This is a genomic window from Luteibacter aegosomatissinici (assembly GCF_023078495.1).
Classification (GTDB): domain Bacteria; phylum Pseudomonadota; class Gammaproteobacteria; order Xanthomonadales; family Rhodanobacteraceae; genus Luteibacter; species Luteibacter aegosomatissinici.
Genome location: NZ_CP095742.1, coordinates 3,794,358 through 3,808,364 on the forward strand (window position 1 = coordinate 3,794,358; position 14,007 = coordinate 3,808,364).

Annotated in this window: 14 protein-coding genes; 9 read left to right on the forward strand and 5 right to left on the reverse strand. The window is 65.5% G+C overall.

Features of this window, described 5'->3' with window-relative positions:
- Positions 1-6: 6 nt before the first annotated feature.
- From L2Y97_RS17095 to L2Y97_RS17135, 9 genes are all read left to right on the forward strand, one after another.
- Positions 7-1,185 (forward strand): 1-deoxy-D-xylulose-5-phosphate reductoisomerase, encoded by a 1,179-nt coding sequence (locus tag L2Y97_RS17095; protein ID WP_247436860.1) that lies wholly within the window; start codon positions 7-9, stop codon positions 1,183-1,185.
- A gap of 41 nt (positions 1,186-1,226) precedes the next feature.
- Complete coding sequence (rseP, locus tag L2Y97_RS17100) at positions 1,227-2,570, forward strand: RIP metalloprotease RseP (protein ID WP_247428968.1); 1,344 nt, start codon at positions 1,227-1,229, stop codon at positions 2,568-2,570.
- A gap of 141 nt (positions 2,571-2,711) precedes the next feature.
- Positions 2,712-5,156 (forward strand): outer membrane protein assembly factor BamA, encoded by a 2,445-nt coding sequence (gene bamA, locus L2Y97_RS17105; protein WP_247428971.1) that lies wholly within the window; start codon positions 2,712-2,714, stop codon positions 5,154-5,156.
- An 80-nt stretch (positions 5,157-5,236) separates the two neighbouring features.
- Positions 5,237-6,265: a UDP-3-O-(3-hydroxymyristoyl)glucosamine N-acyltransferase gene (lpxD, locus tag L2Y97_RS17110; protein ID WP_247428974.1), complete on the forward strand. Its 1,029-nt coding sequence runs from the start codon at positions 5,237-5,239 to the stop codon at positions 6,263-6,265.
- Positions 6,262-6,735 carry a 3-hydroxyacyl-ACP dehydratase FabZ gene (fabZ, locus tag L2Y97_RS17115; RefSeq protein WP_247428977.1) on the forward strand — a complete coding sequence of 158 codons (474 nt, stop codon included), beginning with the start codon at positions 6,262-6,264 and terminating at the stop codon, positions 6,733-6,735. The genes lpxD and fabZ overlap by 4 nt, the downstream gene beginning before the upstream one ends.
- On the forward strand, positions 6,732-7,505 hold the full coding sequence (lpxA, locus tag L2Y97_RS17120; protein WP_247428978.1) for an acyl-ACP--UDP-N-acetylglucosamine O-acyltransferase: 774 nt from the start codon (positions 6,732-6,734) through the stop codon (positions 7,503-7,505). The genes fabZ and lpxA overlap by 4 nt, the downstream gene beginning before the upstream one ends.
- Complete coding sequence (gene lpxB / locus L2Y97_RS17125; RefSeq protein WP_247428981.1) at positions 7,505-8,716, forward strand: lipid-A-disaccharide synthase; 1,212 nt, start codon at positions 7,505-7,507, stop codon at positions 8,714-8,716. The genes lpxA and lpxB overlap by 1 nt, the downstream gene beginning before the upstream one ends.
- A gap of 11 nt (positions 8,717-8,727) precedes the next feature.
- Positions 8,728-9,381: a ribonuclease HII gene (gene rnhB / locus L2Y97_RS17130; protein ID WP_247428984.1), complete on the forward strand. Its 654-nt coding sequence runs from the start codon at positions 8,728-8,730 to the stop codon at positions 9,379-9,381.
- Between the two features lie 117 nt (positions 9,382-9,498).
- Positions 9,499-9,864: a hypothetical protein gene (locus L2Y97_RS17135; protein WP_247428986.1), complete on the forward strand. Its 366-nt coding sequence runs from the start codon at positions 9,499-9,501 to the stop codon at positions 9,862-9,864.
- A gap of 103 nt (positions 9,865-9,967) precedes the next feature.
- Here the strand turns inward: L2Y97_RS17135 and L2Y97_RS17140 are convergent, their stop codons facing one another.
- The 5 genes from L2Y97_RS17140 to moaA are packed head-to-tail and all read right to left on the reverse strand — an operon-like array spanning position 9,968 to position 13,827.
- Complete coding sequence (locus tag L2Y97_RS17140; RefSeq protein WP_247428989.1) at positions 9,968-11,158, reverse strand: molybdopterin molybdotransferase MoeA; 1,191 nt, start codon at positions 11,156-11,158, stop codon at positions 9,968-9,970.
- Position 11,159: 1 nt separating this feature from the next.
- Positions 11,160-12,098 (reverse strand): bifunctional molybdenum cofactor biosynthesis protein MoaC/MoaB, encoded by a 939-nt coding sequence (gene moaCB / locus L2Y97_RS17145; protein WP_247428992.1) that lies wholly within the window; start codon positions 12,096-12,098, stop codon positions 11,160-11,162.
- Complete coding sequence (locus tag L2Y97_RS17150) at positions 12,095-12,580, reverse strand: molybdenum cofactor biosynthesis protein MoaE (protein ID WP_247428995.1); 486 nt, start codon at positions 12,578-12,580, stop codon at positions 12,095-12,097. The genes moaCB and L2Y97_RS17150 overlap by 4 nt, the downstream gene beginning before the upstream one ends.
- 2 nt (positions 12,581-12,582) lie before the next feature.
- Entirely contained in the window at positions 12,583-12,834 is a 252-nt protein-coding gene (locus L2Y97_RS17155) for a MoaD/ThiS family protein (protein ID WP_247428997.1), read from the reverse strand.
- 18 nt (positions 12,835-12,852) lie between these two features.
- Positions 12,853-13,827, reverse strand: a complete 975-nt coding sequence (gene moaA / locus L2Y97_RS17160) for a GTP 3',8-cyclase MoaA (protein WP_247428999.1) — start codon at positions 13,825-13,827, stop codon at positions 12,853-12,855.
- Positions 13,828-14,007 lie beyond the last annotated feature (180 nt).

Below are 14,007 nucleotides of genomic sequence, written 5' to 3' on the forward strand. Positions count from 1 at the left end.
ATGGCCATTCGCCAGGTAGGGGTCCTGGGCGCCACCGGGTCGATCGGCACCAGCACGCTCGATGTGATCGCGCGCCACCCGGACCGTTTTCGCGCCAGCGTGCTGGTTGCGAATCGTGGGACCGAGGCGCTGGCAAAGCTGTGCGAGCGCTTCCGTCCCGACCTGGCCATCGTGGCCGATCCCTCCATGGAAGCGGACCTTGCGCGCCGCCTGGGGGCCGCGGGCGTGACCTGCGAGATCGCGTCGGGAGCCGATGCCGTGACGGCCGCCGCTGCGGGCCCGCTGTGCGATACCGTCGTGGCCGCCATCGTCGGTGCGGCGGGCCTCGATTCGACCCTGGCCGCCGCACGCGCTGGCAAGCGCCTGCTGCTGGCCAACAAGGAATCTATCGTGATGGGCGGCGAACTGCTGCTCCAGGCGCTGCGCGAAGGCGGTGGCGATCTCATCCCGGTGGATTCCGAGCACAACGCCATCTTCCAGTGCCTGCCCGGTGGTCGGCCCGACCTGGGCCGGGCCGGTGTACGCCGCCTCATCCTGACGGCCTCTGGCGGCCCGTTCCGTGGGCGTACGCGCGCGGACCTGGGCAGCATTACCCCGGATCAGGCCTGCGCCCACCCCAAGTGGTCGATGGGCCGGAAGATCTCGGTCGATTCGGCCACCCTGATGAACAAGGGGCTGGAGGTGATCGAGGCCCACCACCTTTTTGGCGCCCCCGTGGATGCCATCGATGTCGTGGTACACCCGCAAAGCCTGGTCCACTCGATGGTCGACTATGCCGATGGCTCGGTGTTGGCCCAGCTGGGCAACCCGGACATGCGCACGGCCATCGCCTGTGCGCTCGCCTATCCGGAACGTATCGACGCAGGGGTGGCGCCGCTGGACCTGGCAGCCCATGCCCGCCTGGACTTCGAGCAACCCGACCTGGATACCTTCCGCTGCCTGGCCCTGGCATTCGCGGCGCTGCGCGCAGGCGGGGACGCCACCGCGATCCTGAACGCCGCCAACGAGGTGGCCGTGGATGCCTTCCTGGCCGGTACCCTCCCCTTTCTTGGCATCGCAGAGGTGGTTGAGAGGGTTCTTGAGGAACTGCCGGCCAATCCCGTGGTCGATGTCCAGACCCTTGTCGGGCGTGACGCCGAAGCCCGGCGGGCCGCCCGGGGCGTGCTCCACCGCGCTTACTGCTAAACTCGTTCCACCCAACGTTTTTTCGAGACCCGCCCCCTCAGATGAGCCCATTCCTCGGTTCCGTGTTCTGGCTGCTTGTGACGCTTGGCGTCCTGGTGACCTTCCACGAATTCGGCCACTACTGGGTCGCGCGCCGCTGTGGCGTTCGCGTGCTGCGATTCTCCGTGGGCTTTGGCCGCCCGCTGTGGCGTCGCGTCGCAAAGGACGGCACCGAATACCAGATCGCTGCGATCCCGCTTGGCGGGTACGTCAAGATGCTGGACGCGCGCGAGGGTGATGTGCCCGAGAGTGAGCGCGCCCAGGAATTCACCGGCAAGTCCGTGTGGAAGCGCATCGCCATCGTCGCGGCGGGTCCGGTATTCAACCTCGTCTTTACCGTCGTGGCCTTCTGGGCCATGTACATGGTGGGTCGCCCCGATGTGGCCCCCATCATCACGGCCGCACCCGGCACGCCGGCCGCCGTCGCCGGTATCCACCCGGGCGATCGCCTGCTGGCGGTCGATGGCACGAACGTGTCCACCTGGAGCGATGCCACCGACGTCCTGTTCAACGGCCTGCTTGGCAATGAACCCGTGCCGGTGCACGTGCGCGGCACGGATGGCGCCGAGCGCAACGTCGTGCTCCCGGTGCAGAACCTCGCCTTCGGCGACGCGGGCAAGCGCTACCATGAACTGGGCCTCGACCTGGAATCGCCGCCGGCAATCATCAGCGAAGTCGTACCGGGCGATCCGGCCGCTGTCGCCGGCCTGCGCCCGGGCGACCGCATCACCAGCGTCAACGGCAACGCCGTGGATGATTTCGCGGCATTCACCAAGCTGGTCCAGGACCAGGCTGCCAAGTCACCCAAGCTCGCCCTCGGTATCCAGCGTGATGGCCAGGCGTCCACCCTCGATGTCACCGCGCGGATGAAGTCCGAGCAGGGCCAGCCCACCCGCTGGCTCGTGGGCATCGCGGGCAAGCCGATGGAAGCCGCGACACTGCGCTACGGGCCGGTCCGCGCCTTCACCGAGTCCCTGCGCGCCACCTGGACCGGCACGACATCCACGCTGGGCATGATCGGCAAGATGCTCTCGGGCCAGGCCTCCGCAAAGAACATCTCCGGCGTCATTGGCATTGCGCAGGTCGCCAACAGCGCGGCCAACCAGGGCCTTGGCTGGTTCCTCAACTTCCTGGGCCTGGTATCGCTGAGTCTTGCGATCTTGAACCTGTTGCCCATCCCCGTCTTGGACGGGGGACACCTGCTGTATTACCTTATTGAGTTGGTCAAAGGCAGCCCGGTCAGCGAACGCACCATGATCGCCGGCCAGTATGTGGGGCTCGCCTTGCTGTTCACACTGATGGGGTTGGCGTTTTTCAACGACATCCAGCGAATGCTCGTCTCGTGACGGGCGCGCATCGGTCTTACCCCGGCTACGGGCGCTTGCGCGCCTGCGGCCAGACGATGCCGGGCATGAGTCCGGCACGTGCTCCTCTTCGGTCCCCGGCCTCGTCCGCCGGTGGCTGGAATTAACCCATTGGAATCGACGATGAAGCGTATCGCCGCCCTGATCCTGCTTGCCTCCCTGTCCGCCAATGCGCTTGCCTTCGAGCCGTTTGTCGTTTCCGATATCCGTATCGATGGCCTGACCCGCATTGCGCAGGGTACGGTGCTGAGCTACCTGCCGATCGAGAAGGGCGACACCGTCAGCGATGACAAGGCACAAGCTGCCATTCGCGCCCTTTACCAGACCAAGTTCTTCAGCGACGTGGAAATCGATCGCGAAGGCGACATCCTGGTCATCAAGGTCATCGAGCGCCCGGCTATCGCCAAGCTCACGCTGCGTGGCAACAAGGACATCAAGGAAGACGACCTGCGCAAGGGCCTGAAGGAAATCGGCCTGGCCGAGGGTGAAACCTTCGATCGCCTGTCGCTCGATCGCGTCCAGCAGGAACTGATCCGCCAGTACTACAACCGCGGCAAGTACAACGTGTCGGTCGATCCGCACGTCACCCAGCTGGATCGCAACCGCGTCGCCATCGATATCGAAATCCGCGAAGGCAAGGCCGCCAAGATCAAGGAAATCAACGTCGTCGGCAACAAGGCGTTCACGGACAAGCAGATCCGCGACGGCTTTGAATCGAATACGTCCAACTGGCTGTCCTGGTACTCCAAGGATGACCAGTACTCGCGTGAAAAGCTCTCGGGCGACCTCGAGAAGCTCAGCAATTACTACATGAACCGCGGCTACGCCGATTTCGGCATCGATTCCACGCAGGTGGCGATCAGCCCGGACAAGCGCGCCATGTACGTGGATGCCAGCGTCAAGGAAGGCGAGGTCTACACCGTTTCCGATGTGAAGCTCCTGGGTGAGCTCATCCTGCCGGAAGAGACCCTGCGCAAGCTGGTCTACATCCACAAGGGCGATACGTTCAACCGCGCCGCCATCGAAGCGTCTTCCGACGCGATCAAGGCCATCCTCGCCAACATCGGTTACGCCTTCGCCAAGGTCACCCCGGTGCCGAAGCTGGACAAGGACAAGCGCACCGCCGATCTCACCCTGTTCATCGAGCCGGGCAAGCGCGTGTACGTGCGCCGCGTGGTGTTCCAGGGCAATACCCGAACCGAAGACGAGGTGCTCCGCCGCGAAATGCGCCAGCTCGAAGGCGCGTGGTACTCGCAGGGCGCCATCGATCGTTCGAAGACCCGCCTGCAGCGCCTGGGTTACTTCAAGACCGTCGATATCGACAAGCAGCTGGTTCCGGGCACGGTCGACCAGGTGGACCTGACCGCGAAGGTGGAAGAACAGTCCGCCGGTTCGCTGATGTTCGGCGTGGGCTACTCGCAGTACTCGGGCATCATCCTGTCGGCCTCGGTATCGCAGAACAACTTCATGGGCACGGGTGACCGCTTCTCGATTGGTGCGGAAACCAGCACGTACTACAAGCGCGTCAACGCGAGCTACGTGAACCCGTACCTCACCGACTCGGGCATCTCGCTGGGCTATAACCTCGGTTACAGCAAGCTCGATTACGGCGATACCGACCTGGCGAATTACACGTACAGCACCAAGTCGTTCGAATCGACGCTGTCGTTCCCGATCACCGACTTCGATAACCTGTCGACCAGCCTGGGCATCAGCTCGAACCTGATCAACAGCTCGTACTACACGCCGCGCCAGCTGGTGGCCTACCAGGATGCGCTCGGCAACAAAACGATCCATTCGTGGACCTCGAGCCTGGGCTACACCCACGACACCCGCAACAGCTACTGGGCGCCGACGCGCGGTGGCCAGCTGTCGCTGTCGATCTCGGGTGCACTGCCCGGCTCCACGGTGCAGTACTACAAGATCTTCGGCGAAGCCAACCACTACTGGCCGATCGGCAAGGGCTTCGTGCTCTACCTCGATGGCCAGGTGGGTTACGGCAACACGTACGGCCAGAAGTACGACCACGACGGCTACGACATCGATCCGACGACCGGTAGCATCCGTCTCGATGCCAACGGCAACCCGGTCAAGCTGTACTCCAAGGGTGAAAAGGTCGCGTTCCCGTTCTGGGAGAACTACTACGCCGGTGGCGTGCGTGACGTCCGCGGCTTCCAGGACAACACCCTGGGCCCCCGCCTGTGCGATGGCGGCAGCGCCAGCTCCACCCCGGACAAGAAGAACAACTGCTCGGGCGGCTACTACAGCTACGGCCAGCCGGTCGGTGGCGCGTTCAAGACCCTCGGTACGGCGCAGGTGTTCCTGCCGCTGCCGTTCCTGAAGGACGTGAACACGGCTCGCGTGTCGTGGTTCGTCGATGTCGGCAACGTGTACGAGAGCTACTCGTCCTTCAAGGCCAGCGAACTGCGTGCCTCCACCGGTCTCTCGCTGCAGTGGCAGGCCCCGATCGGCCCGCTGATCATCAACTTCGCCGTGCCGTTCCGTAAGCAGCCGGGTGATAACCGCTTCGTCGAGCGCATCCAGTTCACGTTCGGCAACCAATTCTAAAAACGCCGTAACGCGGTTTTGTACAATCCCGGGGTGGCAGGCTAATCCCCTGCCACCCCTTCTCTTTTGGGAGTCCCCCCGTGAGCGGCAACCCCCACTACACCCTGGCCGAACTTGCCGAGCGCTTTGGCCTGGAAGCGCATGGCGATCCCGCCACCACTGTCGATGGCGTCGGTACGCTGGCGGCGGCGACATCTTCCCAGTTCACGTTCCTGTCGAATTCGAAGTACACCTCCCAGCTCGCCGAGACGCAGGCCGGCATCGTGGTGCTACACGCGGATGCCCTGCCCCTGCGCCAGGGCGCGGCCCTCGTGGCGAAGGATCCTTACGTCGCCTACGCGAAAATCGCTGCGCTGTTCGAGGTCATGCCAGAGGCGCCCCGCGGCATCCACGCAAGCGCGGTGGTCGCCCCGTCAGCGCGTATCCACGCCACGGCCAGCATCGGTCCGTGCTGCGTCGTGGAAGACGGCGCCGTCGTCGAGGAAGGCGCCATCCTGGGCCCGCATTGCACGATTGGCCCGGGCTGCGTGGTCGGAGCCGGCTCGCGCCTGGTGGCGCGCGTCACGCTGGTGATCCGCGTCACCCTGGGCAAAAGGGTCCTCGTCCATCCTGGCGCGGTGATCGGGTCCGATGGGTTTGGGCTCGCCTTCGATCGCGACCATTGGGTGAAACTGCCCCAGTTAGGCGGCGTGCGTATCGGCGATGACTGTGAAATTGGCGCGAACACCACGATCGACCGTGGCGCGCTGGAAGACACGGTGCTCGACGAAGACGTGCGCCTGGATAACCAGATCCAGATCGCCCATAACGTGCATATCGGCGCCCATACGGCCATGGCAGGGTGCTCTGCGGTGGCCGGTAGTGCGAAAATTGGCCGTTACTGCCTGATCGGCGGCAATGCGGGCATCCTCGGCCACCTCGAAGTGGCCGACCGGGTTACCATCACCGCGAAAAGCCTGGTCACGGCATCGATCCGGGAGGCCGGCGAGTATTCGTCGGGCTCCCCGCTGCAGGAAAACCGCCAGTGGCGGAAGAACGCGGCGCGAATGAAACACCTAGATGAGTTTGCGCGCCGCCTGGCGGCGCTGGAAAAGGATAAAGGGCAATGACCGAATTGAAAGCTGCCGTGACGCTCCCGGTGGATGTCGAACAGATCCAGCGGCTGCTCCCGCACCGCTATCCGTTCCTGCTGGTGGATCGCGTCATCGCGATCGACCCGGGTAAGACGATCACGGCGGTCAAGAACGTCACGATCAACGAGCCCTTCTTCCAGGGTCATTTCCCCGGCCACCCGGTGATGCCGGGCGTGCTTATCGTCGAAGCCATGGCGCAGACCGCCGGGTTGCTGACCCAGATCACCAGCCAGGTGGATGGCGCGGCCGGCAGCCCGCTGTTCTATCTGGTGAAAGTGGACAACGCCCGCTTCTCGGCCGTCGTCGCGCCGGGCGATCAGCTCGTCATGGAGGTGTCGCTCAAGCGCCTTATCCGCGGCATGGGCCTGTTCGAGGCCACCGCACGGGTCGATGGCAAGGTCGTCGCCTGCTGCGAACTGATGTGCGCCGCGAGGAGCGACAAATGATCCACCCGACCGCGCAGATCGATCCTTCCGCGCGGATCGCGGATAACGTCAGCATCGGTGCGTACAGCATCATCGGCGCCGACGTGGTCATCGGCGAAGGTACAAGCATCGGCCCGCATGTGGTGATCGAAGGCCCCACGGTCATTGGCCGCGATAACCGCATCCTGCAGTTCGCGTCCATCGGTGGGCCGCCGCAGGACAAGAAATGGCAGGGTGAGCGCACGGAAGTCGTCATCGGCGACCGTAACCTCATTCGCGAATTCGTCACCATCAATCGCGGAACCGGCGATGGCGGTGGCGTCACGCGCGTGGGTAACGACAACTGGCTGCTGGCTTACGTGCACATCGCGCACGATTGCCAGGTGGGCAACAACGTCGTGTTCTCCAACTACTCCGCCCTGGCGGGCCATGCCGAGATCGGCGACTGGACCATCATGTCGGGGTATTCCGGCGTGCACCAGTTCTGCAAGGTCGGCGCACACGCGTTCATCGGCATGGGTTGCCTGGTCGGTTCCGATGTACCGCCCTTCGTGATGATGGCGAACGAAACGCGCGGCCGCCCACGCGGCATCAATAGCGAAGGCCTCAAGCGCCGCGGTTTCGATACCACGCGCATCGCCGCCATCAAGCGCGCTTACCGCACGCTGTACATGGCAGGGTTGCCGCTGGCCGAGGCCCGCGAGCAGCTGGTCACGCAAGCTGAAACCAGCGAAGACGTGCGCCAGATGCTCGATTTCCTGGATCGCAGCGAGCGCTCGCTCGCCCGGTGATGGCCGTGGCAAACGCACCGCTCATCGCACTGGTCGCCGGCGAGGATTCCGGCGACCAGCTCGGCGCCGACCTGCTCGATGCGCTGCGTGCCCGTTACCCCGCCGCGCGCTTCGTCGGCATTGGCGGCCGCCGCATGATGGCCCGCGGTTTCGAATCCTGGTTCGATATCCGCGAGCTTTCGGTCATGGGCTTCGCCGAGGTGGTGAAACACCTGCCGCGCCTGCTCAGGCTGCGCAAGGCACTGGTTCGCCGCCTTCTCGATGAGCGCCCCGATGTCACGATCGGCATCGATGCCCCGGACTTCAACCTGGGCGTGGAGCGTAAGCTGAAGGCGGCGGGCCTGCGGACGGTTCACTACGTAAGCCCATCGGTCTGGGCATGGCGTGAAAAGCGCGCGGAGAAGATTGGCCAGTCGGCCGACCGGGTGCTTTGCCTGTTCCCGATGGAACCGCCGATCTATGCGAAACATGGCGTGGATGCCCGCTTCGTCGGCCACCCGCTCGCCGATACCTTTCCCATGGTGTCCGATCGTGCCGGTGCGCGCGATGCGCTGGGTATCCCGCATGGGGTCCCCGTGCTCGCGGTGCTCCCCGGCAGCCGGCCCAGCGAGATTGAGCGCATCGGGGCCATCTTCGTCGAGGCTGCCCGCCGCGTGAGCGTGGCCATGCCCAACCTGCAGATCGTGGTTCCCGCGGCGAACGAGCGCGTGCATGCACGCCTGGGCGAGCTGCTATCGGGTTTTCCCGGCACGCCCCCCCTGCTGATCGACGGCCACTCCCATCAGGCCATGCTGGCCGCCGATGTCGTCCTGCTCGCGTCAGGCACGGCCACGCTCGAGGCCATGCTGGCCAAGCGGCCCATGGTGGTCGGGTATCGGGTGTCACCGACCAGCTACCGCATCGCCAAGGCATTGCGCATGCTGAAGACCGATGTCTATAGCCTGCCGAACATACTGGGCCGCGCCTGCGGCCTCGGCCGTACGTTGCTCGTCCCTGAATTCATGCAGGATGACTGCACGCCGGCCAACCTGGCTGACGCCACGCTGGCCATGCTGGGCGATAGCGATCGCCGTGGTGCCATCGTCGCCGCGTTCGAGTTCCTTCACCAGGAGCTGCGCGGCGGGCTGGAGCGCGCGGCCGACCATGCCGCGGATGCCGTGGGCGATTTCGTGAACGCGCCCGCCATGCCTGCCACAAGCGCAGCGCCGTAGGCGAAGCACGCATGCCACGCAGGCTGAACATCACGCGCCAATTGAGTCCCGACCTCGTCGTAGCCGGCGTGGACGAGGCAGGGCGCGGCCCGCTGGCGGGTCCCGTCGTCGTGGCGGCGGTCATCCTCGATCCAGCGCGGGCCATCCGCGGCCTGAACGACTCCAAGCAACTGGATGAAGGCACGCGCGAGAAGCTTTACGCGCGCATCGTGGAGCGCGCGCTGGCGTACAGCGTGATCTTCGTCGAGCGCGAGGAGATCGACGCCATCAACATCTTCCAGGCCACGATGGCGGGCATGACCCGGGCGCTGATGGGCTTGTCACTCGCGCCCACCATGGCCCTGGTGGACGGCAACCGCCTCCCGCGCACCCTCCCCTGCACCGCCCAGGCCGTTATCGGTGGTGACGCCACGGAACCCGCCATCAGTGCCGCCTCGATATTGGCCAAGGTCAGCCGCGACCGCCATATGAAGGCGCTGGACCAGGTGCATCCCGGTTATGGGTTTGCCAGGCACAAGGGCTATGGCGTGCCCGAACACCTGGACGCCCTGGAACGCCTGGGCCCCTGCGATGCCCACCGCCGCAGTTTTGCGCCGGTCAAGCGCTGGTTCATGCCGGACGGCCTGGGCGAGCCCATCGCCGACCTTTTCCCGGCAGCAACCTGAACGCCGCTTGCCGGGTTCGCGCCGAACCCTAAAGTCCCCGCCGAGACGGCCGATAGCCCTGCTAACGCCCCCCACATGCCCCGGGCGTCCGCTTTAGCCATCGAAACAGGGATTACCATGAAGAAGATCGCCATCGCCGCCGTGCTGATGCTCGCTGCCCCGCTGTCTGCGCAAGCCGCGTGTGCCGTCAAGGATTTCGCCATCGACGGGTTCGCCGTGAAGCTGCAGCAGGGCTCCGGCCAGCCGCGTTTCAGCATGAAGGGCAACCTCGTGAACAAGTGCGGCGAAGCCGCCGCCGCCCAGATCCGCATCGATGCGAAGGATGCCTCGGGCAAGGTCATCGCCAGCAAGCAGGGCTGGCCGGCCGGCACCTCCAACATCGACCCGGGCAAGAGCGTCGATTTCGACCTGGGCCGCCTGTTCCGCTACTCGCCGGAAATGTCGGACTACACGGTCGTCGTGTCGGACGTGAAGGCCTGGTAATACCTCGCCCCGCGCGGTTTCCGCGCGGGGCAGCTGCAGGAGTGCACTTGCGCGCGATGGGACATGCGCTCACGCCCGGGTGTTGGCGGGGTTCGCCCCGCTCCTACAGCGCTAGCCAGGCAACCTTATCGCCGGGCTGGAATGATGTTTCGCGCGACGGTAACCACACCAGCGCGTGTGCCGAAGCCAGGTTGCTGAGCATGTGCGAATCCTGCCGCGGCAATAGCGCCAGCCGTGCCACGGCATCGCTCATATCCAGGCGCATGCGCACCAGGCGGTCGCGCTCGCCATCGGCCTCCACAGCCCCATCGAGCACACCGTGCCGCCACTCGGGCTGTGCCGTCGTCTCGCCCTCCAGATGGCCAAGCACGGCCCGCGCATGCACGGCCAGGCAGACCAGTACGGCTGCGGGGTTGCCTGGCATGCCCAGCAACGCACGCCCTTCGCGCACGCCGAACCAAAGCGGCTTGCCCGGTTTCTGTGCCACTTTCCAGAACACCTTGCGCACGCCCAGCCTGTCGGCGACGAGCGGCACGAAATCGCGATCGCCCACGGAAACACCACCACTGGTGACCACCAGGTCCGCGCTATCCAGCGCCGCGCTCATGGCTTCCTCGAGCGCGGCCTCATCGTCACGAACGTACGCGACGACGGGCTCGCCGTATCCATGCTCGACGAACCAGGCGCGTAACAGCGGCCCGTTCGCGTCGTAGATCTTCGCTGGCAACAGGTCCTCACCCGCGCGCACCACCTCGTCGCCAGTCACGAGTACCGCCACGCGTGGCCGCCGGTGTACTTCCACGCTATCGACGCCGGCCATCGCCAGTGCCGCTAGGATGCCAGCGTTCACCCGCTGCCCCGTGTGCGCGATAACCGTGCCTTCGACCAGTTCTTCGCCTTCATAGCGCACGCCCTCACCGGCACGCACAGGCTCACGCAACGCGATCTCCTCGCCGTCGCGATCCACGATCTCCTGGCGAGCCACGCTATCGGCGCCCTCCGGCAACATGCCGCCGGTAAGGATGCGTACGGCCTGGCCAGGCCCCACGGCGGCGCTGGCGAGTTCGCCCGCAGCAGCGGTGCCGACCAGCGTGCGCGGCCGCTCGCCATCGCGGCTGCGCACGGCATAGCCATCCAGGGCACTCTGCGTGAAACGTGGCAACGCAATGCGCGCACGCGGTGATTCGGCCAACACAGCGCCAAGGGCAAGTTCGACGGGCACGCGCTGCGTGCCTAGCGGTGACAGCGATTCCTTGTATCGGGCAAATGCCTCGCCGAGGGGAAGCAGCGCCATGTCAGTGCGCCTCGCCGTAGCCGCCGGGGTGCCGCCCACCGCCGCGGCCGGTCTCTAGCAGGTGCACCAGGCCGGGCAACGTCGCGGCCAGCGATTCACTGGCACCGCCGCGACTGCCCGGGAAGGTGAGGATCAGGGTGTCGCCCGCGTACCCAGCCACGCCCCGCGAGAGCATCGCGAAGGGCATGCGCTGCTGGCCGAACGCACGCGCAGCTTCCATGATTCCTGGAATCTCGACATCGAGCATCGGCTTTACGGTATCCACCGTGATATCGCGCGGGCCCAGTCCGGTGCCGCCCACGGTGATCACCAGTTCGATCTTCCGCTCGCGCAGGGTACGCAAGGTGCTGCCCAGCACGTGCGCGTCATCCGGGAGCACGCTGTACTCGATGGGCGAGAACCCGGCCGCCTCCAGCGCATCGCGCACATAGGTACCTGCCGTATCCGCCTTCGCACCGCTGGCCACGGTATCGGAAAGCACGAGCACGGCGGCGCTGCGCGGTTGCGTCAGTGTGCGGCGGTAATGGGATTTGCCGCCGAGCTTGCGCTCCAGGCGGCAATCCTCGATATGCAGCTCATCGGGCTCGGCATACGGTTTCAGCATGTCGTAAAGCGTCAGCGCGGCAAGGCTCGCGGCAGTCAGCGCCTCCATCTCCACACCCGTGGGGCCGATGGTTTCGACCTCGGCAATGACCCGCACGGAGGTATCCGCCAGTTCATACGCCACATCCGCGCGATGGATTGGCAGCGGGTGGCATAACGGAATCAGCTCATCCGTCCGTTTGGCCGCGAGAATACCGGCGACACGGGCCGTTTTCAGCGGATCGCCTTTCTCGGTGTCGCCGCTCCGTAGCAAGGCGATGCAGTGGGCGGGCGCATGCAGCGTGGCTGTCGCGCGGGCAACGCGCTTGGAATCCGGCTTCTGGCTGACGTCTTTCATCCGTGGCTCGCGTGGGAGTGGTGGCGGTGCGGCGTCGGCTCTGGTCCATCCAGGTCATCCCGGATGCAGCACCCTTCGACGAACGCGCTGGTGCCGTCGGCGTAGAACTCTTCTTTCCAGATCGGCGCCGTGTGCTTGACGGCATCGACCGCGTGGCGGCAGGCCTCGAACGCCTCGGCGCGGTGTGGCGCACGCACCACGCACGCGATGGCGATATCACCGATCGCCAGGTCGCCCAGCCGGTGCACGATGCGCACGTAGGGCACGTTGAAGCGGCGGCGGGTATCTTCTTCCACATCGCGGATGACCCGCGCGGCGAGCGGTTCATGCGCCGTATAAGCCAGGTGCAACACATGGCGGCCTTCATGATGGTCACGTACGGTGCCGACGAACATGGCCAGGCCACCGCATTCCGGGTGCCTGTCCAGTTCGAGCAGCGGCTCGATGGTGAGCGGTTCGTGGGAAAGCACGGCGTGCGCCATGATCAACCCCCGGCCACGGGTGGGAGCAGCGCGATACGGCCATCTGCCGGCAACGGATCGGCCCGGCGCACGATGGTGTCGCCGGAAACACACGCGCACCGTTCCAGCGAACCGGCGAGTTCCGGGCGCGCAGCCGCCAGCAGCGCCAGGGCCTCGCCAACGGTATGCACCCCGGTCGGGGCATTCATGCCGTATTCGCGCGTGCCGGCCAGCCGTTCCAGGTTGGCGTAGAGTTCAAACGTAATGGGGATCATGGAGTCTCTCGGGTGGGTTCAGCCGCCCATCGCGTGCATGGTGACCGTTCGCTCGACGGGGCCGGGGCGTGATGCGTAGCCGGCGTCCTTCAACCACACCGCCCGCCGCACCGTGGCCGAAAGCGTTTCGTCATCGGCGCCTTCGCGCATCTGCACACCCAGCGGTGTGCCGATCGGCGAGAACAGGCAGGTGAACAGTTCTCCCGTGGCCGTGATCCGCAAGCGATCGCAACTGGCGCAAAACGGATGCGACACGGTGGAAATGATGCCCAGGGGATAATGCCCGTCCACCCGGTACGGGGATGCAGGATCGCTGCTGCGCGGCAACGCCTCCACCGTGTGCTGTGCGCCGATCGCCGCGAGCATCTCGGCTTCACTGACCACGGCGTCGCGGCGCCAGTGCCCGGGCGCATCCAGGGGCATGTACTCGATAAAGCGCAGGGGCAGGCCCTGGGCCATCGCCCATTCCAGCAGGGGCACGACCTGGTCGTCGTTCTCGCCACGCATGACGACGGCGTTGAGTTTGATGGAGGCCCCCGCATCGGCGAGGGCGCGTATGCCATCCAGCACCGGTGCCACCTCGCGCCGGGTCAGTTGGCGGAATACAGTGGCATCCACGGCATCCAGGCTTACGTTGAAATCATCGATGCCCGCGGCGACGAGCGTGGCAGCCACTGGCGCAATCCGCGAGGCATTGGTGGTCATGGAAAGACGACGCAGGCCTCGCTCACGCAGCGCACCGATCTCGCGAACGCACTCCACCAGGTCGCGACGAAGCAGGGGCTCGCCCCCTGTCAGGCGGATCTGGTCGATTCCCTGGTCGACGAACAGCCCGGCCAGGCGCACGAGCTCGCCCCGCGCAAGGAGGCTCTTGCGCGGGAGCCAGTCGGGCTGCTCCGGCATGCAGTACGTACAGCGGAAATTGCAGCGATCTGTCAGGGAGATCCGCAACTTGCGCTTGGTACGGCCGTGGCTGTCGATCAGTGGGGACATGGGCCTAAGGTATGCCACATCGGGCCGGAGTTCACGTACGTCCATGACCTTTGGCGGTGAATTTTCCGCACCGCGTCACGGGGACCCTGAAAAAAAGGTGCATCGAATGCGAAAAATCTTCTTCAACCCTATTTTCAGCGGACGAAAGCAACGCTAGAGTGAGTCGCCCGCTGGGCACCG